At 70.4% G+C, this 22,085-nt stretch carries 16 protein-coding genes; 9 read left to right on the forward strand and 7 right to left on the reverse strand.

Going from position 1 to position 22,085, the window contains the following annotated elements:
- Nucleotides 1-349 precede the first annotated feature (349 nt).
- On the reverse strand, nt 350-2,989 hold the full coding sequence (gene glgP, locus OG430_RS16905) for an alpha-glucan family phosphorylase (RefSeq protein ID WP_327353334.1): 2,640 nt from the start codon (nt 2,987-2,989) through the stop codon (nt 350-352).
- A 338-nt stretch (nt 2,990-3,327) separates the two neighbouring features.
- Here glgP and OG430_RS16910 point away from each other — a divergent pair, with 338 nt between their 5' ends.
- The 4 genes from OG430_RS16910 to glgB all read left to right on the forward strand — a co-directional run bounded on the left by OG430_RS16910 (nt 3,328) and on the right by glgB (nt 11,126).
- Nucleotides 3,328-5,445, forward strand: coding sequence for an alpha-1,4-glucan--maltose-1-phosphate maltosyltransferase (locus tag OG430_RS16910; RefSeq protein WP_327353335.1), 2,118 nt, complete (start codon nt 3,328-3,330; stop codon nt 5,443-5,445).
- Entirely contained in the window at nt 5,442-7,160 is a 1,719-nt protein-coding gene (treS, locus tag OG430_RS16915; RefSeq protein WP_327353336.1) for a maltose alpha-D-glucosyltransferase, read from the forward strand. The genes OG430_RS16910 and treS overlap by 4 nt, the downstream gene beginning before the upstream one ends.
- 176 nt (nt 7,161-7,336) lie before the next feature.
- Complete coding sequence (locus OG430_RS16920) at nt 7,337-8,707, forward strand: maltokinase N-terminal cap-like domain-containing protein (protein ID WP_327353337.1); 1,371 nt, start codon at nt 7,337-7,339, stop codon at nt 8,705-8,707.
- A gap of 25 nt (nt 8,708-8,732) precedes the next feature.
- Complete coding sequence (gene glgB / locus OG430_RS16925) at nt 8,733-11,126, forward strand: 1,4-alpha-glucan branching enzyme (RefSeq protein WP_327353338.1); 2,394 nt, start codon at nt 8,733-8,735, stop codon at nt 11,124-11,126.
- Between the two features lie 36 nt (nt 11,127-11,162).
- On the opposite strand, the gene OG430_RS16930 is transcribed toward glgB, so the two are convergent.
- The 4 genes from OG430_RS16930 to OG430_RS16945 form a co-directional block, all read right to left on the reverse strand.
- Entirely contained in the window at nt 11,163-13,469 is a 2,307-nt protein-coding gene (locus OG430_RS16930; protein WP_327353339.1) for a HelD family protein, read from the reverse strand.
- A 156-nt stretch (nt 13,470-13,625) separates the two neighbouring features.
- A complete protein-coding gene (trxA, locus tag OG430_RS16935) occupies nt 13,626-13,961 on the reverse strand; it encodes a thioredoxin (RefSeq protein WP_327353340.1) in 336 nt (111 codons plus the stop codon).
- Nucleotides 13,958-14,401, reverse strand: a complete 444-nt coding sequence (locus OG430_RS16940; protein ID WP_327353341.1) for a MerR family transcriptional regulator — start codon at nt 14,399-14,401, stop codon at nt 13,958-13,960. Before OG430_RS16940 ends, trxA begins: the two co-directional genes overlap by 4 nt.
- Before the next feature lie 466 nt (nt 14,402-14,867).
- Nucleotides 14,868-15,773, reverse strand: a complete 906-nt coding sequence (locus tag OG430_RS16945; protein WP_327353342.1) for an NAD(P)-dependent oxidoreductase — start codon at nt 15,771-15,773, stop codon at nt 14,868-14,870.
- Nucleotides 15,774-16,043: 270 nt separating this feature from the next.
- Between OG430_RS16945 and OG430_RS16950 the strand changes: the two genes are divergently transcribed.
- The 3 genes from OG430_RS16950 (at nt 16,044) to OG430_RS16960 (ending at nt 18,544) form a co-directional block, all read left to right on the forward strand.
- Complete coding sequence (locus OG430_RS16950) at nt 16,044-17,489, forward strand: glycoside hydrolase family 16 protein (RefSeq protein ID WP_442816716.1); 1,446 nt, start codon at nt 16,044-16,046, stop codon at nt 17,487-17,489.
- A gap of 217 nt (nt 17,490-17,706) precedes the next feature.
- Entirely contained in the window at nt 17,707-18,078 is a 372-nt protein-coding gene (locus tag OG430_RS16955) for a hypothetical protein (RefSeq protein ID WP_327353343.1), read from the forward strand.
- A 100-nt stretch (nt 18,079-18,178) separates the two neighbouring features.
- On the forward strand, nt 18,179-18,544 hold the full coding sequence (locus OG430_RS16960) for a hypothetical protein (protein WP_327353344.1): 366 nt from the start codon (nt 18,179-18,181) through the stop codon (nt 18,542-18,544).
- 103 nt (nt 18,545-18,647) lie between these two features.
- Here the strand turns inward: OG430_RS16960 and OG430_RS16965 are convergent, their stop codons facing one another.
- Nucleotides 18,648-20,327: an MFS transporter gene (locus tag OG430_RS16965; RefSeq protein WP_327353345.1), complete on the reverse strand. Its 1,680-nt coding sequence runs from the start codon at nt 20,325-20,327 to the stop codon at nt 18,648-18,650.
- A 147-nt stretch (nt 20,328-20,474) separates the two neighbouring features.
- Between OG430_RS16965 and OG430_RS16970 the strand changes: the two genes are divergently transcribed.
- Nucleotides 20,475-21,080 carry a TetR/AcrR family transcriptional regulator gene (locus tag OG430_RS16970; protein ID WP_327353346.1) on the forward strand — a complete coding sequence of 202 codons (606 nt, stop codon included), beginning with the start codon at nt 20,475-20,477 and terminating at the stop codon, nt 21,078-21,080.
- A gap of 9 nt (nt 21,081-21,089) precedes the next feature.
- On the opposite strand, the gene OG430_RS16975 is transcribed toward OG430_RS16970, so the two are convergent.
- Nucleotides 21,090-21,437, reverse strand: coding sequence for a DoxX family protein (locus tag OG430_RS16975; RefSeq protein ID WP_327353347.1), 348 nt, complete (start codon nt 21,435-21,437; stop codon nt 21,090-21,092).
- Nucleotides 21,438-21,546: 109 nt separating this feature from the next.
- Between OG430_RS16975 and OG430_RS16980 the strand changes: the two genes are divergently transcribed.
- On the forward strand, nt 21,547-22,014 hold the full coding sequence (locus OG430_RS16980) for a MarR family winged helix-turn-helix transcriptional regulator (protein ID WP_327353348.1): 468 nt from the start codon (nt 21,547-21,549) through the stop codon (nt 22,012-22,014).
- Nucleotides 22,015-22,085 lie beyond the last annotated feature (71 nt).

A 22,085-nucleotide genomic window follows, 5' to 3' on the forward strand; every position in this document is an offset into this window, starting at 1 on the left:
CGGGGTCACGGCCGTGGGGTACCGGACAGAGGGTGGCCATCCGGGCAGAGCGGGGCAGAGCAAAGTGCACGTGGGGGGATCAGCCGATGACCAGCGCGGAACTGTGGGGTTGCTGTGTCTCGACCGAGGGAAGAGTGGCAGTTGGGCGCGGGGTTGTCAGGAGCGCGCCAATAGGTTGGCCGGAAATCGTCCGTTGCCCGGAGGCCCGAGCCCGATATGCGAACAGCCGCCCGTGCCGCATCGGGGCCGGACCCTCGGGGAATCCGACCCCAACCCCCCACTTCGGCGCTCGGCCCGGCCCTCGTTCAACGGTCGGGCCGAATCGCGCCGGGCTGGCCGAAAATCGCCGCTACCGCATCAGCACCCCTGCCGCTTCCCCCGTCGCCTCGGATGGAACGGCCAAGAGCCCCAACTCGGCCCCGACCGCGAGCAGTCGATGCGCCGGAAGGATACGGACCGTGTAGCCGAACGGCCCCGTCCGGTCCAGCGCGAGCGGCCCCTCGTACACCCAGCGCCCCTCCAGGTCCGGCCCGCCCGTCGGCTTGAGGGCCGTGGTGTGCGCGTCCGTGATGCGGTCCTCGGAGTCGACCCGGCCGGTGACCGCCTGCACCTCCACGTCGTCCGGCCCGAGCGCGCCGAGCCGGACCCGCACCCGCAGCGCGAGCGTCGCGCCCAGCTCCGCCGTGGAGCCGCCGGACCGGCCGGCGGGCGCGGCCACCGCAGGGGCCGCGGCCTCCACATGGTCGACGACCACCTGGGGCCAGGCCCCACGGATCCGCGCCTTCCAGGTGGCCAACTCCCGTGCGGCGTCGGCATCCAGCGCCCGGTGGGCGCGGGCGGCGGGCGCGTACAGCCGCTCGACGTACTCGCGCACCATGCGCCCCGCGAGCAGCTTCGGGCCGAGCGAGGCGAGGGTGCGGCGGACCATCTCGATCCAGCGGTCGGGCAGGCCCTCCTGCCCGTGCTCGTAGAAGCGGGGCGCGATGCGCTGCTCCAGGAGGTCGTAGAGCGCGCCCGCCTCCAGGTCGTCGCGGCGCTCGTCGTCCATCGCGGAGCCGTCGGCGGTGGGGATCGCCCAGCCGAAGTCCGGCTCGTACCATTCGTCCCACCAGCCGTCCAGGACCGAGAGGTTGAGGCAGCCGTTGAGCGCGGCCTTCATCCCGCTCGTGCCACAAGCCTCCAGAGGACGGAGTGGATTGTTGAGCCATACGTCGCAGCCGGGGTAGAGCTTCTGGGCCATCGCCATGCCGTAGTCGGGCAGGAAGACGATGCGATGGCGCACGCGCGGGTCGTCGGCGAAGTGGACGAGCTCCTGGATGAGGCGCTTGCCGCCGTCGTCCGCCGGGTGCGACTTGCCCGCGATCACGAACTGGACCGGGCGCTCGGGGTGAAGGAGCAGCTCCATGAGCCGGTCGCGGTCGCGCAGCATCAGGGTCAGCCGCTTGTACGAGGGGACGCGGCGGGCGAAGCCGATGGTGAGGACGTCCGGGTCGAGGACGGAGTCGATCCACCCCAACTCGGCGGTCCCGGAGCCCCGTTGGAGCCAGGAGGCCCGCAGCCGGCCGCGCACCTCGTCGACGAGCTGCGCCCGCAGGGTCCGGCGCAGCTCCCACACGTCACGGTCCGCGATGTCCGCCACCGCGTCCCAGCGCTCGGAGCCGCCGACGCTCAGGGCGTGCTGGGTGCGCTCGGCGCCGATCTGCCGGGCGCCGAGCCGGAACACCTCGGGGGCGACCCAGGTCGGCGCGTGCACCCCGTTGGTGACTGAGCCGATCGGCACCTCCTCGGGGTCGAACCCCGGCCACAGCCCCGCGAACATCTCGCGGCTCACCCGCCCGTGGAGCGTCGACACACCGTTCGCGCGCTGCCCGAGCCGCAGGCCCATCACCGCCATGTTGAAGACGTTCGGCTCGCCTCCCGAGTACGTCTCCATGCCCAGCTGGAGAACCCGGCCGAGGTCGATCCCGGGCAGCTCGGCGCCCTCGCCGAAGTGCTGGGCGACCAGCTCGCGGTCGAAGCGGTCGATGCCGGCGGGGACGGGCGTGTGCGTGGTGAACACGGTGCCCGCGCGCACCGATTCGAGGCCGGCGTCGAAGTCGAGCCCGCCTTCGCAGAGTTCACGGATGCGTTCGAGGCCGAGGAACCCCGCATGCCCCTCGTTGGTGTGGAACACCTCGGGGGCCGCATGCCCCGTCGACGCGCAGTACATACGCACCGCACGCACCCCACCGATGCCCAGCAGCATCTCCTGCAGCAGCCGGTGCTCACTGCCCCCGCCGTACAGCCGGTCGGTGACGTCGCGCTCCCCCAGAGCGTTCTCCTCGACGTCCGAGTCGAGAAGCAGCAGCGGCACCCGCCCCACCTGAGCCAGCCAGATGTGCGCCCGCAGACTGCGCCCGTGCGGCAGCGCGAGCGCCACCTGGCTCGGGGTCCCGTCGGCGTCCCTGAGCAGGGAGAGCGGCAGCTCGTTGGGGTCGAGCACGGGGTAGTGCTCCTGCTGCCAGCCGTCCCGCGACAGGGACTGCCGGAAGTACCCGTGCCGGTAGAGCAGCCCGACACCGATGAGCGGAACCCCCAGGTCACTGGCCGCCTTCAGATGATCGCCGGCCAGGATGCCGAGGCCGCCGGAGTACTGGGGCAGCGCGGCCGTGATCCCGAACTCGGGCGAGAAGTAGGCGATGGCGGCGGGCAGTTCGGCGGACTGCTCCTGGTACCAGCGGTCCCCGCCCACATAGGTCTGCAACTCCTCGGCGGCCGTACGCAGCCGGCGCAGGAAGTCCTGGTCCTCGGCAAGCTCGGCCAGCCGCGCGGGCGGCACGCTCCCGAGCAGTTGAACCGGGTCGCCCGACCACCGCCCGGGGTCGACCGACTCGAAGAGCTCACGGGTCTCCGTATGCCATGACCAGCGCAGATTGCGGGCCAGGTCGCTCAGGGGGCGCAGGGGTTCGGGGAGTACGGGACGTACGGTGAACCGACGGATGGCCTTCACGACAACCACCTTCACAGGGGTGCATCGGCAGGGGCACCCTCGAAGGTAGCCGGGCCGGGCGTCTCCAACCACGGCGCACGACAGCGCGACTGGCCGTCATCGCCCATCGAGTCCGGCCAATCGACAGGGCCGGCCGTCTTGTCTGAGCCGTTACGCGCTAGTAGTTAACAAAGAGCCGGATTGCCCACCCGAGAAGCGGGGGAAGGCTCCTCCGGTACGCGCCTGTGCGCGCGTCGCCCGACCTCGCGCAGGACGATCTCCGGAGCATCCGCAAGAGCATCGCAGGACCCCTCTCAACCCCGTAAGTCGCCGACTGCATGAAGCGACAAGGAGCGGTCATGCCCGCAAAGCACCGAAGCTCAAACGTGCCGAACGCACGTGCTCACGACCACGATCGTGAGCACGAGCACGGCACCGAACACATACGGACCCATGCGCACGCCTCCGCCCCGCCCCCGGGCCGGTTCGGCCGCATCCCCGTCCTGGACGTCCACCCCGTCGTCGACTGCGGGCGCCGCCCCGCCAAGTCCGTGACGGGCGAGGTCTTCCAGGTCAGCGCCACCGTTTTCCGCGAGGGCCATGACGCGGTCGCCGCCAATGTGGTCCTGCGCGATCCCCAGGGCCGCAGCGGCCCCTGGACCCCGATGCGCGAGCTGGCCCCCGGCACCGACCGGTGGGGCGCCGAGGTCGTCGCGGACGGCGTGGGGACGTGGACGTACGCCGTGGAGGCCTGGGGCGATCCGGTCGCCACCTGGCGGCACCACGCACAGATCAAGATCCCGGCCGGGATCGACACCGAGCTGGTCCTCGAGGAGGGCGCCCAGCTGTACGAGCGGGCGGCGGCGGGCGTGCCGGCCAGCGCGGGGCGCGAGGCGGTCCTGGGCGCGGTCGACGGTCTGCGCGACACCGGGAGGCCGGTCGCGGCGCGGCTCGCGGCGGCGCTCACCCCCGAGGTGGAGGCGGCGCTGAGCAGGCATCCGCTGCGGGAGCACGTCACCGCGTCCCGGCCGCTGCCGCTGCTCGTGGAGCGGGAGCGGGCGCTGTTCGGCTCCTGGTACGAGTTCTTCCCGCGGTCCGAGGGCGCGGTCGTCCCGGCCGCCGGGCCACCCGTGCACGGCACCTTCGCCACGGCCGCCGAGCGGCTGCCCGCGATCGCCGCGATGGGCTTCGACGTGGTGTACCTGCCGCCGATCCACCCCATCGGCACGACCTTCCGCAAGGGCCGCAACAACTCGCTCTCGCCGGGCCCGGACGACGTGGGCGTGCCCTGGGCGATCGGCTCCCCCGAGGGCGGCCACGACGCGGTCCACCCGGGCCTCGGCACGATCGACGACTTCGATCGATTCGTGGCCAGGGCAGCCGAGTTGGACCTGGAGATCGCCCTCGACTTCGCCCTGCAGTGCTCCCCCGACCACCCCTGGGTGGAGAAGCACCCCGAGTGGTTCCACCACCGCGCCGACGGCACGATCGCCTACGCGGAGAACCCGCCCAAGAAGTACCAGGACATCTACCCGATCGCCTTCGACAAGGACATGCCGGGCCTGGTGCGCGAGACGCTGCGGGTCCTGCGGTTCTGGATGGAGCACGGCGTACGCATCTTCCGCGTGGACAATCCGCACACCAAGCCGGTGGTCTTCTGGGAGCAGGTGCTCGGTGACATCCGTCGCACGGATCCCGATGTTTTGTTCCTGGCCGAAGCGTTCACCCGTCCGGCCATGATGCACTCGCTCGCCAAGGCCGGCTTCCAGCAGTCGTACACCTACTTCACCTGGCGCAACTCCCGCCAGGAGCTGGTGGATTACGGCACCGAACTCGCCGGCGACGCAGCCGCGTACATGCGCCCCAACTTCTTCGTGAACACTCCGGACATCCTGCACGCATACCTGCAGGAAGGCGGCCGTCCGGCCTTCGAGGTGCGGGCCGTGCTCGCCGCGACGCTCTCCCCGACCTGGGGCGTCTACAGCGGATACGAGCTGTGCGAAAACGTATCTCTACGCCCCGGTAGCGAGGAGTATCTGGACTCGGAGAAGTACCAACTGCGGCCGCGGGACTGGGATTCGGCCGCACGCGAGGGGCGCACCATCGCCCCGCTCATCACCGCGCTCAACCGGATCAGGCGCGACCATCCGGCCCTGCGCCGGCTGCGCCCGCTCCGCTTCCACGACACGGACAACGACGCGGTGCTCGCGTACTCGAAACAAGAGAGCTCGAACACGGTTCTGGTGGTCGTGAACCTCGACGCCCACCACACCCAGGAGGCCACGGTCTCGTTGAACATGCCGGAACTCGGCCTTGAATGGCACGACTCCGTGCCGGTGTGCGACGAACTCACCGGAGAGACCTATCACTGGGGCAGGACGAACTACGTGCGCCTCGAACCGGGCCGGACGCCCGCGCACATCCTTCACGTCCTGCGACCGTCCTCACCGTCGATCGGAGGGTCACCCACACCATGATCGTCAACGAGCCAGTCCAGGACACCTTCGAGGACACCCCTGCCAAGGACCGTGATCCCGAGTGGTTCAAGCGCGCCGTCTTCTACGAGGTGCTCGTCCGCTCCTTCCAGGACAGCAACGGCGACGGCATCGGCGACCTCAAGGGCATCACCGCCAAACTGGACTATCTCCAGTGGCTGGGCGTGGACTGCCTGTGGCTGCCGCCGTTCTTCAAGTCACCGCTGCGCGACGGCGGTTACGACGTCTCGGACTACACGGCCGTGCTGCCGGAGTTCGGGGATCTCGCGGACTTCGTGGAGTTCGTGGACAGCGCGCACCAGCGCGGCATGCGCGTGATCATCGACTTCGTGATGAACCACACCAGCGACCAGCACCCGTGGTTCCAGGAGTCACGCAGCGATCCGGAAGGCCCCTACGGCGACTACTACGTCTGGGCGGACGACGACAAGCAGTACCAGGACGCCCGGATCATCTTCGTCGACACGGAGACGTCCAACTGGACCTTCGACCCGGTGCGCAAGCAGTACTTCTGGCACCGCTTCTTCTCCCACCAGCCGGACCTCAACTACGAGAACCCGGCCGTCCAGGAGGAGATCATCTCGGCGCTGCGGTTCTGGCTCGACCTCGGCATCGACGGCTTCCGCCTGGACGCCGTGCCCTATCTGTTCGCCGAGGAGGGCACCAACTGCGAGAACCTTCCTCGCTCCCACGAGCTCCTTAGAAGGGTCCGCAAGGAGATCGACACGCACTACCCGGACACGGTACTGCTCGCCGAGGCGAACCAGTGGCCGGAGGACGTCGTCGACTATTTCGGGGATTTCGAGGAGGGCGGCGACGAATGCCACATGGCCTTCCACTTCCCCGTGATGCCGCGGATCTTCATGGCGGTACGCAGGGAGTCCAGGTATCCGGTCTCGGAGATCCTAGCGAAGACTCCGGCCATTCCGTCCGGCTGCCAATGGGGCATCTTCCTTCGTAATCATGACGAGTTGACGCTCGAAATGGTCACCGACGAAGAGCGCGACTACATGTACTCGGAGTACGCCAAGGACCCGAGGATGCGCGCCAACATCGGCATCCGCCGGCGGCTCGCCACCCTCCTGGACAACGACCGCAATCAGATCGAGCTGTTCACGGCACTGCTGCTCTCGCTCCCGGGATCACCGATCCTCTATTACGGCGACGAGATCGGCATGGGCGACAACATCTGGCTCGGCGACCGGGACGCCGTCCGCACCCCGATGCAGTGGACCCCCGACCGGAACGCGGGCTTCTCGTCCTGCGACCCCGGGCGGCTCTACCTGCCGACCATCATGGATCCGGTCTACGGCTACCAGGTGACGAACGTCGAGGCGTCGATGGCGTCCCCGTCCTCGCTGCTCCACTGGACCCGCCGCATGATCGAGATCCGCAAGCAGAACAAGGCATTCGGGCTCGGCTCGTATACGGAACTCCCCTCGTCCAATCCCGCGGTGATCGCATTCCTGCGCGAGGCCCCTCCGACCGAGGAGGAGGGCGATGATCTGGTGCTGTGCGTGCACAACTTCTCGCGTTTCGCACAGCCCACGGAATTGGATCTCCAGGCCTTCAACGGGCGGCACCCCGTGGAACTGATCGGCGGGGTGCGCTTTCCGGCCATCGGTGAACTGCCGTATCTCCTGACCCTCGCGGGGCATGGGTTCTACTGGTTCCGGCTGCGGCGGGATGCGGCGTAGGTTGTGAGTTCAGATCAGTTGGTGAGTTTGGATCAGCTGGTGAGTTCAGGTCAGCTGGTGAGTTCAGATCAGTCGAGTTGACCGGACGCGGGCCGGCAGTTTTCGTCGGTCCGCTCCGGGCACTCGCCCCGCACGGCACACCCTCCCCCGTCCGCTGCGCGGAAGGACGCGACGCCATGTCGGAAGCGGTCACCCATGCCACCGGGCACCCCGAGCTGATCGAATCGCTGGATCCGCTGCTCAGGGAGTGGCTGCCGAGGCAGCGGTGGTTCTCCGGCAAGGGCCGACCGGTGACCGGGTTCGCCCTCGTCTCCGCGACCGAGCTACTGCCGCCGGGCTCGGCCACCGGGTTCCTGCACCTCCTCGTAGAGGCCCAACAGCCCCTCGTTCCGGGCCAGTCGGCGGCCGGTCCGGCGGACTGCTACCAGCTGCTCCTCGGGGTGCGTCGCACGCTGCCGCCGCATCTGGCGCCCGCGTTGATCGGGCATCTGGGGTCCGGGCCACTGGCGGGCAGCACGGTGTACGAAGGGCTGCGCGACCCCCGGCTCGCCGGGCTGCTCCTGGAGCGGCTGCGGATGCCCGGCCGTGCCGACGGACTGCTCTTCGAGCGGGACCCGGACAGCGAGATCGCGGCCGGGCTCACCCCCCGGATGCTGGGCGCCGAACAGTCCAACTCCTCGCTGGTGTACGGCGATACGTTCATCCTGAAGCTCTTTCGCCGGGTCGTCCCCGGCGACCAGCCGGACCTGGAACTGCCGCTCGCGCTCGCCCGCGCCGGGTGTGCGCGGGTGCCCGCACCGGTCGCCTGGTTCCGGCAGGGGCCGCACGTCCTCGGGGTGCTCGTGCCCTATCTGGCCGGGGCCGAGGACGGCTGGGAGCTGGCGCTGCGCCGGCTCGCCAAGGGAGACGACTTCACCGCCGAGGCGCGGGCGCTCGGGCGGGCCACCGCCGAGGTGCACTCCGCGCTCGCCGGGGCGCTGCCCACCGTGTCCCTCGGGCGGGCCCAGACCGAGCTGATCGCCGCCGGAATGCTGGAGCGCCTTGAGGCGGCGGCGCAGGCCGTGCCCGCGCTGCGGCCGTACGCCCCCGGGCTCGCGGTCGCCTTCGACGCGCTGGCCGACCTGGGTGATACGGACGGCGGGCGTGCCCAACGGGTCCACGGAGACCTGCACCTGGGCCAGTTCCTGCGGGCGCCGGACGGGGTCTGGTCGGTCATCGACTTCGAGGGGGAGCCGGCCCGGCCCCTCGCCGAGCGCCGCCGGCCGCAGCCGCCGGTACGGGACGTGGCAGGCATGCTGCGCTCCTTCGACTACGCGGCCCGCTCGCACCGGCCGTGGTCGCCCGACTGGGCAGCGGGCTGCCGGAACGCGTACTGCGCCGGGTACGCGGAGGCCGGCGGGGGCGATCCCCGGGAGCGGCCCGAACTGCTGCGGGCGTACGAGACCGACAAGGCCGTCTACGAAGTGCTGTACGAGGCCCGGCATCGGCCGGACTGGCTTCCTGTGCCCATGGCCGCGATACGTCGCCTCGCTTTTGGCGAGGCGTGATCTCTCTTTTGAGGAGGCTCCACCTGTGACCCCGCGTGATCCTGCCGGACCGGCCAAGCCTGCCAAGGGTGCCAAGACCACGAAGTCGGCCAAGACGGCCAAGGCTGTGAAGAAGAGCCCGGCCAAGAAGACGAGCCCGGATGTCCCCAAGCCCCGGGGCTCCGCCCCCGCTCCTCAAACGCCGGAGGGGCTGATTTTGCCCGAACCTCCGGAGGTGCCCAACCAGCCTGCCGAGCTTGACCGGTTGGACATCCATGACCGCGCCAGGCTCCTCCACGGCTCCCACCACGAACCCCACGCCGTACTCGGCGCACACTCCGTGGACGGCGGTGTCGTCTTCCGGGTGCTGCGGCCGTACGCACTGAAGGTCACCGTCCTCACCGAGGACCTGCGGGCCGAACTGCGCGACGACGGGGACGGGTTCTTCTCCGGCGTGCTCCCCCTGCGCGAGGTTCCGTCCTACCGGCTGCTCGTCGCGTACGAGGGCACGGAGCTCGAAACCGATGACCCGTACGGCTTCCTGCCCTCCCTCGGCGCCCTCGACCTGCATCTCATCGGCGAGGGCCGGCACGAGGAGCTGTGGCGGGCCCTGGGCGCGCGGCCCATGGAACACCAAGGGGTGACCGGCACCCGGTTCGCCGTGTGGGCACCCAATGCGCAGGGCGTGCGGGTCGTCGGGAACTTCAACTTCTGGGACGGCACCGGCTTCCCGATGCGTTCGCTGGGCGGCTCCGGCGTCTGGGAGCTGTTCATACCCGGCGTCGGCGAGGGCGAGGTCTACAAGTACGAGATCACCAAGCCGGACGGCGGCAAGACCCTGCGCGCCGATCCGCTGGCCCGGCGCACCGAGGTGCCGCCCGCCAACTCCTCGGTCGTCACGGACTCGCACCACGTGTGGCGGGACCAGGAGTGGATGGCGGGGCGGGCCGCCCGGCCGGTGCACGAGGCGCCGTTCTCGGTGTACGAGGTGCATCTCGCGTCCTGGCGTCCCGGGCTCACGTACCGCCAGCTCGCCGAACAACTCCCGGCGTACGTCAACGACTTGGGCTTCACGCACATCGAGCTGATGCCGGTCGCCGAGCACCCCTTCGGCGGATCCTGGGGCTACCAGGTCACCGGCTTCTACGCCCCGACGGCCCGGCTCGGCACCCCCGACGACTTCAAGTTCCTCGTCGACGCGCTGCACCGGGCGGGCATCGGCGTGCTCATGGACTGGGTGCCCGCGCACTTCCCGCGCGACGACTGGGCCCTCGCCGAGTTCGACGGCCGGACCCTGTACGAGCACGAGGACCCGCTGCGGTCCGCGCACCCCGACTGGGGGACCCTCGAATTCGACTACGGGCGCAAGGAGGTACGCAACTTCCTGGTCGCCAACGCCGTGTACTGGTGCGAGGAGTTCCACATCGACGGCCTGCGGGTCGACGCGGTGGCGTCCATGCTCTACCTGGACTACTCGCGCGAGCACGGCCAGTGGACGCCCAATGAGCACGGCGGCCGCGAGAACCTGGACGCGGTGGCCTTCCTGCAGGAGATGAACGCCACGGTGTACCGGCGCGCGCCGGGCGTCGTCACCATCGCCGAGGAGTCCACCGCCTGGGACGGCGTCACCCGCGCCACGCACCACATCGGCCCCGGCGGCTTCGGCGGGCTCGGCTTCGGCCTGAAGTGGAACATGGGCTGGATGCACGACTCCCTCGGCTACGTCAGCCATGAGCCCGTGCACCGCAAGTTCCACCACAACGAGATGACCTTCTCGATGGTGTACGCGTACAGCGAGAACTACGTCCTGCCCATCTCCCACGACGAGGTCGTGCACGGCAAGCGGGCCCTGGTCTCCAAGATGCCCGGGGACTGGTGGCAGCAGCGCGCCAACCACCGGGCCTACCTGGGCTTCATGTGGGCCCACCCGGGCAAGCAACTCCTCTTCATGGGGCAGGAGTTCGCGCAGGGCGCCGAGTGGTCCCAGGAGCACGGCCCCGACTGGTGGCTGCTCGACCCGTCCTACGGTGCGGAGGCCGACCACCGGGGCATCCGCGACCTGGTGCGCGACCTGAACACCGGCTACCGGGACCAGCCCGCCCTGTGGCAGCGCGACACCGACCCCGGCGGCTTCGCCTGGATCGAGGGCGACGCGGCCGAGGACAACGTCTTCGCCTTCCTCCGCCTCGACGCGGACGACTCACCGCTGCTCGCGGTGTGCAACTTCTCGCCGGTCGTCCGCCACGAGTACCGCCTGGGCGTGCCGGAGGAGGTCCCCGCCTGGCACGAGGTCCTGAACACGGACGCGGTCCGCTACGGCGGGGGCGGGGTCGGCAACCCCGGCACCCTCAAGCCGGACGCCCACGCCTCGCACGGCCGGGGCGCCAGCCTGCGGCTCGCGCTGCCGCCGCTTTCCACGGTGTGGCTGCGGCCGGCGTGATGCCCTGTCCGCAGGGGCGGGCCGGGCGGCCGCCGCCTACCCGAGCCCGGGCGGCAGTTGACCGGTGTGCACCACCCCCAGCGTGCGCGTGGCCCGGGTCAGGGCGACGTACAGGTCGCTCGTCTTGTACGCCGTCGGCTCCACCACGATCACCGAGTCGAACTCGAGCCCCTTCGACTGCCGCGCGTCGAGGAGCACCACCTGGTGGGTCAGGTCCGGCTCCGCCCCCGCCGTCACGCCGTCGAGGTGTTCGGCGAGCGCGGCGTGCAGGGCGCGCGGCGCGATCACCGCGAGGCGGCCCTCCGACGGGGTGAGGTCCAGCGCCAACTTGCCGACCAATGCCGGGAGCTCTGCGGGCGATACGGCCTCGACGAGGGGCCGTACGCCCGTCGAACGCACCGACCGGGGCGGCTCGAACTCCGGGGACTGCGCGCGCAGCACCCCCGCCGCGAGGTCCATGATCTCCTCGGGCGTGCGGTAGTTCACCCCGAGGCGGACCAGCTCGTAGCGGTCGTCGACGTACGGCCGGAGGATCTCCTCCCAGGAGCCGCACCCAGCCTCGTCCCCGGTCTGGGCCGGGTCGCCGACGAGGGTCATCGAGCGGGTCGGGACGCGCCGCATCAGCAGGCGCCATGCCATCGGGGACAGCTCCTGCGCCTCGTCCACGATGATGTGCCCGAACGCCCAGGTCCGGTCCGCCGCCGCACGCTCGGCGGCGCTGCGGTGGTCGGCCTCCTCGTGGCGCTCGGCCATGCGCTCGGCGTCGATGATGTCGTGCGCGGACAGGACCTCGGAGCCGTCCTCGTCGAGCTCCTCCTTGTCCTCGAACTCATAGGTGCGCGAGGCCCGCGAGACGTCAAGGACGCCCTGCGCGAAGGCGATCTGCTCCTGCCGCTCGACGTCGGCGGCGGCCCGCGCGGCCCGGTCGTCGTGGCCGAGCAGCTCGGCCGCCTCGTCGAGCAGCGGGACGTCGGCCGGGGTCCACTCGGGCTCGGCGACCCGCAGGCCGGTGGCGTCGATGCGGGCGGGGCGGCGGATCAACTCGGCCTCGTGGGCGGGCAGATGGGTCGGGTCGGCCAGGAAGTCGGCGACCAGCTGCTCGGGGGCGAGGACCGGCCACAGCGAGGCGATCGCGTAGTGCACGTCCGGGTTGGCGTCGAGCTCCGAGCGCAGCTGGGAGACGTCGGAGGCATCGAGGAGGTTCGGGCCGCCGTACGGGTCCGCGCCGAGGCGGTCCGCGAGCTGGTCCGTGAGCGCGTTGAGGACGAAGCCCTCGAAGTGTTCGCGGGCCAGGTTGTGCGGGAGGCCGGTCGAGCGGGCCTTTTCGCGGGCGTCCGCCACCGTGGCGTCGTCCAGCAGGAGGGTGTCGTTGTCGTGCGCGACCGCGAGCACCGGGTCGGGCAGGGCCTGCCAGTCGGCGACGACCTCGGCCAGTACCTCCGCCATGTCCGCCCGGCCCTTGATCGCGGCGGCCGCGGGGCTCTCCGTGCCGGTGGCGTGCACGCCCGGGTACAGCTCCGCCATCGTCGCGAGCAGCACGCCCGTCTCGCCGAGCGAGGGCAGCACCTCGCCGATGTAGCCGAGGAACGCCGGGTTGGGGCCGACGATCAGCACGGCGCGCTTCGCGAGGAGTTCCCGGTGGGCGTAGAGGAGGTACGCGGCCCGGTGCAGGGCGACCGCGGTCTTGCCCGTGCCCGGGCCGCCTTCGACGACCATGACGCCGCGGTGCGGGGCGCGGATGATGCGGTCCTGCTCGGCCTGGATGGTCTGCACGATGTCGCCCATGCGGCCGGTGCGGGCGGCGTTCAGGGCGGCGAGCAGCACGGCGTCGCCGTTCGGGTCCTCGAAGCCGGTGCGTTCGGCGTCGGACAGGTCGAGGATCTCGTCGTGCAGCGCGACCACCTCGTGCCCCTGCATGGTGATGTGCCGGCGGCGGCGCAGGCCCATCGGGGTGTGGCTGGTGGCCAGATAGAAGGGGCGGGCGATATCGGCCCGCCAGTCGATCAGAATCGGGGTGCGGTCCGTGTTGTCCTCTCGGATTCCGATGCGGCCGATGTGGTGCGTGCCGCCTTCTTGGGTGCCGCCTTCTTCGGTGCCGCCTTCTTGGAGATCGATTCGGCCGAAGCAAAGTCCGTTCTCCACGCCGTTCAGCTCGGCCGCGAGACGGCCCTGCTCGGCGACCGTCACGTCCCGCTCCAGGCGCGACTGGAACGTGCCTCCCGCCTGCGCGAGCGCGGCCTGCGTCGACTGCTCGGCGCGCGCCTGCAGCTCCCCCAGGCGCTCATAGAGCCCGGCGACGAATTCCTGCTCGTCGCCCAATTCTTTGAATTCGCCGGTTGACAATTCAGCTCCCCGCAAGGTAGAGTTCCTCTTGTTGGCCCCCAGTTGCGGGGCCTTTTCTGTTTGCACAGAAACACTCAATATACGCGCCGAAATACCCCGGACGTCAAGTCGTCCGGGGTATTTCCGTATATCGAGGGTGCCTTGCGAGGAAGACTGCTAGAGGACTTCCGCCAGCTCTGCGAGCAGCTTGCGCTTCGGCCGTGCGCCCACGACGGACCAGACCGGCTCACCGCCCTTGAACACCATCAGCGTCGGCATCGACAGCACGCCGTACGCCGTCGTCGTCCCGGGGTTCGCGTCCACGTCGAGCTGTACGACCTTCAGCCGCTCGCTCTCCTCCTGCGCGATCTGGCTCAGCACCGGCGCGAGCTGCCGGCACGGCCCGCACCAGGACGCCGTGTATTCGACCAGGACCGGCTGGTCCGCCCCGAGCACCTCGCTCGCGAAGTCCTCGTCCGTCACCTCGGCCACGCCTTCAGCCTTGTGGCTCACAGCCCCTCACCCTCTCCGCCGTTCACGGAATCGCTCAGCTCGCACCGGGCCTCCCCCGGCACCTCCGCCTCGACCGCCAGCGCGTCCCGCGCCTGCTCGGCCCGCTCCAACTGCGCCCCGACCTGGGCCCGCACCGACTGCAACTGCCCGATGAGCCCGTCGAGTTCGTCGAGCTTGCGGCGGTACACGGCGAGCGAGGCCGGACAGGCGTCTCCCTCGTCGTGCCCCGACCGCAGACACTCCACGAACGGGCGGGTCTCCTCCAGCTCGAACCCGAAGTCCTGCAGGGTCCGGATCTGCCGGAGCAGCCGCAGGTCGGACTCGTCGTAGGTGCGGTAGCCGTTGCCCGTGCGGCGTGCGGAGAGCAGGCCCCGGGACTCGTAGTAGCGCAGAGTCCGGGTGGTCGTCCCCGCCCGCTCCGCGAGCTCGCCGATTCGCATGCCTCGACGGTAGACCTTGACGTCGGGGTCATGGCTAGCGTGTCCCTGGGCGGGGGCGGCTGGGTGTCTTTTGCTTAGGTCGCGGGGGCTCTGCCCCCGGGCCCCCGGTCCTCAAGCGCCGGACGGGCTGGGTTTGGGGCAGGCGGGGCTTTGGGGCGTGCCCCTGCTGACCCGGTTTTGGTTCAGGAGGGGCCCTGCTGACCCGGTTGTGGCTCAGCGCCGTTGGTCAAGGCGGGGCCGTGTCGGTAGGTACGTGCTCGCCGCGGGCAATTGCAGGTGGTCCGGTATGCGTCGAGCACGCACCTACCGACCCGACCCCTCGCGTTCGTTCGTCGTGCGCCGCCGGTCAGTGGTCAGGCGCGTACCCGGCTGATCGCCGGTGGGCGGTGCGTACCCGGCTGATCGCCGGTGGGGGTGATCGATGTGACAAGTTCCCCCTGGCGGGGGGAGAGAGAAGGGCTTCAGGTCAGGCCTGCGGGCGTACTGCCTCGATCGTGGCCGTCCAGCTGTCCGCGCCATGGCCCTTGGCGATCGCCCGGTCCGCGACGGCCTTCATCGCGCGCAGGGCCGTCGTGTCGAGGTTGCGGTGGTCGGCGGCGTGGATGATGTGGTCGATCGCGGCCACCTCCATCGTCAGGTTGGCTTCGGCGCCGGGGTACTTGCCGTCGTCCGCCTCGGTGCCCATGCCCTCGATGATCGCGGGCATGATGCTCAGGAACCCGGTCAGGTACGGGGACAGGTGTGCGCCCTTCACCCCGTCGGCGCCGGCCAGGGCCAAGGCGTGGACCACGCCGGACATGGTGTGCCAGAAGAGGTCGAGCAGGGCCAGGTCGTAGACGCCGGCCAGGGCGTGCTCGTCGCCGAGGTGGGTGGCGTTGCCGCCCAGCGCCTTGAGGGCTGCTTCGTGCTTGTCGTACGCGGCCTTCGGGCCCGCGTAGAAGAACAGGGCCTCCGGCGATCCGATCACCGGTGTCGGCACCATGATCGCGCCATCGAGGTAGGCGATCTCGTGCTCGGCGGCCCAGGCAGCGGCCTCGCGGGCGCGCTCGGGGGTGTCCGAGGTCAGGTTGACCAGGACCCGGTCCTCGAACTCGGCGGCCAGCGGGGCGAGTACGGCTCCCGAGGCGTCGTAGTCGACCAGGCAGACGACGATCAGTTCGGAGGCGCGTACGGCCTCCGCGGCGGTGGCGGCGCGGACCGCGCCCTGGGCGATGAGCTGCTCGCCCTTGCCCGCCGAGCGGTTCCAGACGGTGGTGGGGTGCCCGGCACGGAGGAATGCGGCGGCGAGAGCCTGGCCCATGGAGCCGAGGCCCAGGACAGTGACAGGGGTCTTGGGATTGTTTGTGGCTGTCTGGGTGGTGTTGTTCGTCATGGTCATTATTCTTTGTGGCCGCCAACTTCCCCACAAGTACGGACTATTAAGTCAGGTACTCACCAAAAAGTAAGCATGAACCCGCTCGCTGTGCGACCAGCGGGCGCCCTCTCGGCGGCCCATGGGGCGGGCCTCGCGTGCATCTTCAGGAACTTGACGCAATGCAGCCATTGACGGCCCGCATGGCTGCAACTAGATAACTCTGAGAGCGCTCTCAAAGCTACCCCGTCCCCACGGAGGCGCACCATGAGCACAGCCCACCCCCGCCCCATGGACCCCATACCGTGCCCCCGCCGCAGACGGTGGCGGGCCGCCGTTCTCGCGGCCGGGGCCGCGGTCGCCCTGCTCACCGGCCTGATGGCGCCGGGCAGCGCGCGCGGCGACGTACCGCCACCGGGGGCCGGCTGGACCCTGCAGTGGAGTGATGACTTCAACGGGGCGGCGCGCTCGCTGCCCTCCGAGGCCAACTGGCAGATCGACACCGGGCACAACTACCCGGGCGGGCCCGCGAATTGGGGTACCGGTGAGGTCCAGAACTACACGGCGTCGCCCGACAATCTGAGCCTCGACGGCAGCGGCAACCTGCGCATCACGCCCCTGAAGGACGGCGCGGGCAACTGGACCTCGGCCCGCATCGAGTCCCGTCGCGCCGACTTCAAGGCACCCGCGGGCGGCACCCTCGCCATCGAGGGCCGCATCCAGATGCCCAACGTCACCGGCGACGCGGCGCTCGGCTACTGGCCCGCGTTCTGGGCGCTCGGTGCCCCGTACCGCGGGAACTACTGGAACTGGCCGGGCATCGGCGAGTTCGACATCATGGAGAACGTCAATGGGATCAACAGCGTGTGGGGCGTGCTGCACTGTGGGGTGAACCCCGGCGGACCGTGCAATGAGACCACCGGTATTGGTGCCAACCGTGCCTGCCCCCAGGCCAGTTGTCAGTCCGCGTTTCACACGTACCGCTTCGAATGGGATCGTGCAGTCAGCCCGAACGCCCTGCGCTGGTACGTGGACGGCCAGCTCTTCCACAGCGTCGACGAGAACCGCGTGGGCGCCGAGGCCTGGGCCAACATGACCAGCCACGCCGGGTACTTCCTGCTGCTCAACGTCGCGATGGGCGGCGCCTTCCCGGACGCCCTCGCGGGCAAGACCCCGACCGCCGCCACCGTGTCCGGCCGCGCGATGGCCGTGGACTACGTCGCGGTGTGGACGCGCGGCGGCGGGGGCGGCGACCCCGGCCCCGGCACCCCGTCGACCCTGCATCTGCGCGGCGACGGCACGCTCGGCGCGGGCACCGGCTCCGCGGCCACGACGACCCTCTCCTCGGCGGGCGGCGCCAACCACGACGGCACCCCGCACAACCCGAAGACCTTCACCGCGAGCGGCGTGAACGGCACCTACGCGGGCGGCTCGACGCAGTTCGACCTCCTGGTCGACGCGGGCACGACAGTGGCCAACGGGCAGCAGGTGCAGGTGAGTTATGACCGTACGGGCGACGGGACATGGGAGCGGGTGGAGACGTACGCCTACTTCGCGACCGATCCGGTGGCCGGATACGAGCACTACACGCAGGCCCGGGGCCTCAAATCGGCCACCGGCTCGCTCGGCACCATGACGAACGGCAAGGTGCGCGTCGAGGTGTGGAACGCCATCGGCAACGGCGCGAGCACCCTCGGCACCGGCAATCAGTCGCTCGTACGGATCCCCTTCGGCTGATCCCGGACCGGCCGACGACAGGCCCCGCACCGGAAGGACCCGGTGCGGGGCCGAAACCGGTGCGGGGCCGACATCCCCGCACAACAGCAGACAGTTACCCGCATCGACCTTGCTTTCCATGATCGGAGCGTGAATTCCCCCTGTTCAAGGGGGAGTTGAGCTGGCACAGTGATCCCCGGCCCCACCCCCCAGCTCCGATTCGTGGAGGCCCTGCAGCATGTCCAGCATCATCAAGCGCCGCATCGTCGCGGCCGGCACCGTCATCACCGCACTGGGAGCACTCGGCGCGGGCACCACCGGTACGGCGAGCGCGCAGAGCGTGACCCCGGCGGCCCTCAGCTGTGAGTCCGGCCACCTGTGCATGAAGGTCGTCGGCCAGCTGTTCCCCGTCAGCATCCCGGCCGACCGCCCCTACAGCTTCGGCAAGGCGGTCGACGTCACCGAGTACGTGAACAACTCGGACATGGGCTTCTGCGCCGACGCGAACCCGAACTTCGGCATCAAGCCCGGCGAGTCCTACTCCCTGTCCGTCCGTACGGGCGTCGTGAGCCTCAGCCTGCACCCGACGGGCGAGGGCTGTCTGGGCTGACGCGTCGTCGCTCTGGCGCCTCGTCGCTCTGACGCGTCACTGCGACGTCCCGGATCGCCCCCCTCCTTCCCCCTTTCCCCCTCCTTGGAGGCTCAGCATCATGCCCAGCACGTATCTGCGCCGTGCCGTCGCGGCCGGCGCCGTCCTCGCCGCCGTGGGAGCGCTCAGCGCGGCGACCGTCAGCACCGCCTCCGCGGCGGGCGACGACTCTCGCGCCCTCGTCTGCCAGCGGGGTTACGTCTGTCTCACGGAGTACGGCAACCCCGTCGTGATCATGCTTCCCGAGGGTGAGGCACGCACCTTCACCCCGGCCAAGACGATCCTGGAGGTGTCGAACTCCACGACCGTGTCGTACTGCATCGACGCGAACCCCAACACCGGTGTGGCGCCCGGCAAGATCCTCACCGCCAGGCAGACGGTGGACCGCATCTACCCCGTGCCCGCGGGGGCCGCCTGCCCGCTGTAGCGGGGGCGGGATGTGACGGCGTAAAGCCCTGACCGCCGGACGGCTGTGCGCGGCCGTCCGGCGGTCGGGGAGTCACACTTGGCGCGGTCAGGACCGCGCGGGATCAGACGAGTTCGCGGTCGGCGGCCGGCTGCGCGGCCGATTCGGTGACGACCCGCGAGCCCGCACCCCGGCGCCGCGGCAGCAGGAACGCCACGAGCAGCGTCCCGGCCCCGAGGATCACCGCGCCGATCAGGCTCGTGTGGGCGACCGCGTCGGAGAAGGCGGAGCCGACCGCGTCGGCCATCTGCTGGGCTCCGTGGGCGAGTTGCTCGGCCTGACCCTTGAGCTGGCCGGCCTGCTCGGGCGAGCCGGCCTGCGCCGCCTTGGCGGTAAGCGCGCGAGCCTGGTCGCCGACGCCCTGCGCGACCGCGTATCCGGCGCCGACCGAGTCCTGCGCCGTGGTCAGCGCGTCGGCCGGGAGCTTGGTGCCGGACGCCGCGTCGGCCAGGTTCGAGGAGTAGGCGTTCGCGAGGACCGAGCCGAGGATCGCGATGCCGAGCGAGCCGCCGAGCTCCAGGGAGGTGTCGTTCACCGCGCCGCCGACGCCCAGTTCGGACTCGGGGAAGGCGCCCATGATGGCGTCGGTGCAGGGCGAGAGCGCGAGGCCGATCGCCAGGCCGAGGATGATCAACGGGGCGACGAAGGCGCTGTACGTCGACGACGCGTCCACCTGCGCGAGGAGCGCGAGGGCCGCCGTACCGGCGACCATGCCGGCCGTGACCGTGACCTTCATGCCGAGGCGCGGGGTCAGGACGCCGGTGAGCGCGGAGCCGACGAAGACGGCACCGGCCAGCGGCAGCATCCGGATGCCCGTGTCCAGGGGGTTGTAGCCGAGGACGAACTGCAGGTGCTGGGTCAGGTAGTAGAAGGCGCCGAAGACCGCGAGGAAGAACAGCGCGACGGCGAGGTTCGAGCCGGCGAAGCCGCGGTTCGCGAAGCGGCGGACGTCCAGGACCGGGCGCGGGTGGCGCAGCTCCCAGACGACGAAGAGGACGAGGGCGACGCCCGCGACGACGGCCGCGCTGATCGCACCGACTCCCCAGCCGAAGTGCGGACCGTCGATGATCATGTAGACGAGCGCGCCGACCCAGACGACGGACAGGATGCCGCCGACGTAGTCGATCCGGCCGTGGTGCGCGGCCTTGGACGGCGGTACGAGGACGAGTGCGCCGACGATCGCGAGCGCGGCGATGGGCACGTTGATCAGGAACGTCGAGGCCCAGCCGTGGTTCTCCAGGAGCAGGCCCGCGACCAACGGGCCCGCGGCGATGGCGAGTCCGGCGGTGGCCGTCCACATCACGATGGCCTTGGCGCGCTCCTTCTTGGGGAAGGTCGCGGCGAGGAGGGAGAGGGTGGCAGGCATGATCATGGCGGCACCTACGCCCATGACCGCGCGGGCCGCGATGACCCCGGTGGAGCTGTCCACCAGGGACCCGGCCACCGCGCCGCCGCCGAAGACGAGCAGGCCGAGGATGAGCGCGCCGCGCCGGCTGTATTTGTCACCGATCGCCCCGAGCAGGAGCATCAGCGCCGCGTACGGAACGGTGTAGCCGTCGATGACCCACTGCAGGTCGGAGCTGCTGAGGTGCAGGTCCTTGGTCATGTCCGGGGCCGCGACGGTGAGCGCGGTGTTGGCCATGACGATGATCAAGAGGCTCAGGCACAGGACGAGCAGGGCCCACCAGCGCCGGGCGTAGGGCCGGTCCATCGAGTCGACGGGCTCTTTCATGACGAGGCTCATCGGGGGGGTGGCCTGCCTTTCTCCTCGGCGTACGCACACGGTCCCGGGCGCACACGATCTTGCACATCACTGTGCAACTGCACAACCGTGTGCAATTTACGCCACTGCACAGTGGTGTGCAATTCGAAGGGCATGGACAATGAGCGCATGAGCCGAGCCGACGCCAACCGCCGCCGCATCCTCGATGTCGCCCTCGCGGAGCTGCTGCGCGACCCGGACGCATCGATGGACCAGATCGCACGGGCGGCCGGGGTGGTCCGGCGCACCGTCTACGGCCACTTCCCCAGCCGCGAGATCCTGGTCGGCGCCCTGGTCGACGACGCGGTGGAAGCGGTCGCCGCGGCGCACGGCACGGACCGCGCGACCTCCCCCGACCCGGCGGCGACCCTGGCCCGCGACACCCTCGCGGTCTGGCGGATCGCGGACCGCTACCGGCTGCTTGTCTCGATGGCCCAGCGCAGCGTCACCATGGAGGGCATCCGCACCCGCCTCGCCCCGGTCCGCAAGGAGTGCGCCGAGCTGCTCCAACGCGGCCTGGACCAGGGCGCGTTCAGCTCACCGCTGCCGCCCGAGGCATTGGCGTACGTCCATGAGCAGGTGCTCTTCGGCCTCCTGGAGGCGGTGAACGACGGCGTCCTGCCCAGCGAAGAGGCGGGCCGCTCGGCCGCGGTCACCTGTCTGACCGCGGCGGGCGTACCCGCCTCGCGCGCCGTGGAACTGGTCGCCGCCGTCGACGCGGCACCGGCCCCGTAACCGCCCTCGTCAGGCCGAGACCAGCCTGAGCACCAGCACGGCCGCCGCGATCAGGGCCAGCACGACCGCCGGCGCCATCTCGTAGTTCTTCGCCCGGACATGGGTGACGACCGCGCCCACGAAGTAGAGGACGACGCCGATCGCGGCCGCGACGCCGATCGGCGCCACCGCGAGGCCCACAAGTAGGCCTATCGCCCCCGCCGTCTTGAGCGTGGCCAGGCGCGGCAGCCAGGAGTCGGGCACGCCCACCTTGGCCATGGACTCGGTGATTCCGTCGTTCCTGGTGAAGGTCAGGAAGGCCGATGCGGACAGGACGAGCGCGAGCAGGGTGCCGACGGCGGCGTAGGCGATGAACATGAGGAATCACTCCAAAGTTTTGGGACGCCGATGATGTGCACCGTTAAATGATTGAAGCACATCAACGATTTTTACGCATCCATCATCGGCTCACTGCTACCGTGGAGCCATGGCAGCAAAGGACGAAGGCACCCCGGACGCGTCCGCGAAGGACCGTCTCGGCTTCCTGCTCGCGTACCACGGCAGCAGCACCGAGACCCTGATCCGCCGGGCGCTCGCCACGACCGGACTGGCGCCCCGGCATGCGATGACGCTGATCCAGCTCGCCGAGGGCCCGGTCACCCAGAAGGCGCTCATCGAGACCCTCGAGGTCGACCCGAGCGTGCTCGTCTCGCTGCTCAACGACCTGGAGGGCGACGGCCTGGTGAGCCGCCGCCGCGACCCCGCCGACCGGCGCCGGCACATCGTGGAGATCACGCCCGAAGGCACGGCTCGGCTCGAGAAGTCGGGCACGGCGCTCGACACGGTGGAGCGCGAACTGTTCGCCGACCTCTCCGAGCGGGACCTCACCGCGCTGCGCAGGATCCTCGGCAAGCTGCGTACGGCGCCGGAGGACTTCAGCTGTACGGAGGCGTGAGCGCCCGGCCGACCGGCCGCCGCGCATGACTGGCCGGCCGGCCGGACACGGCCACGCACGGGAGCCCGGGA

Origin of the sequence: Streptomyces sp. NBC_01304, from assembly GCF_035975855.1 — a bacterium.
Classification (GTDB): Bacteria; Actinomycetota; Actinomycetes; order Streptomycetales; family Streptomycetaceae; genus Streptomyces.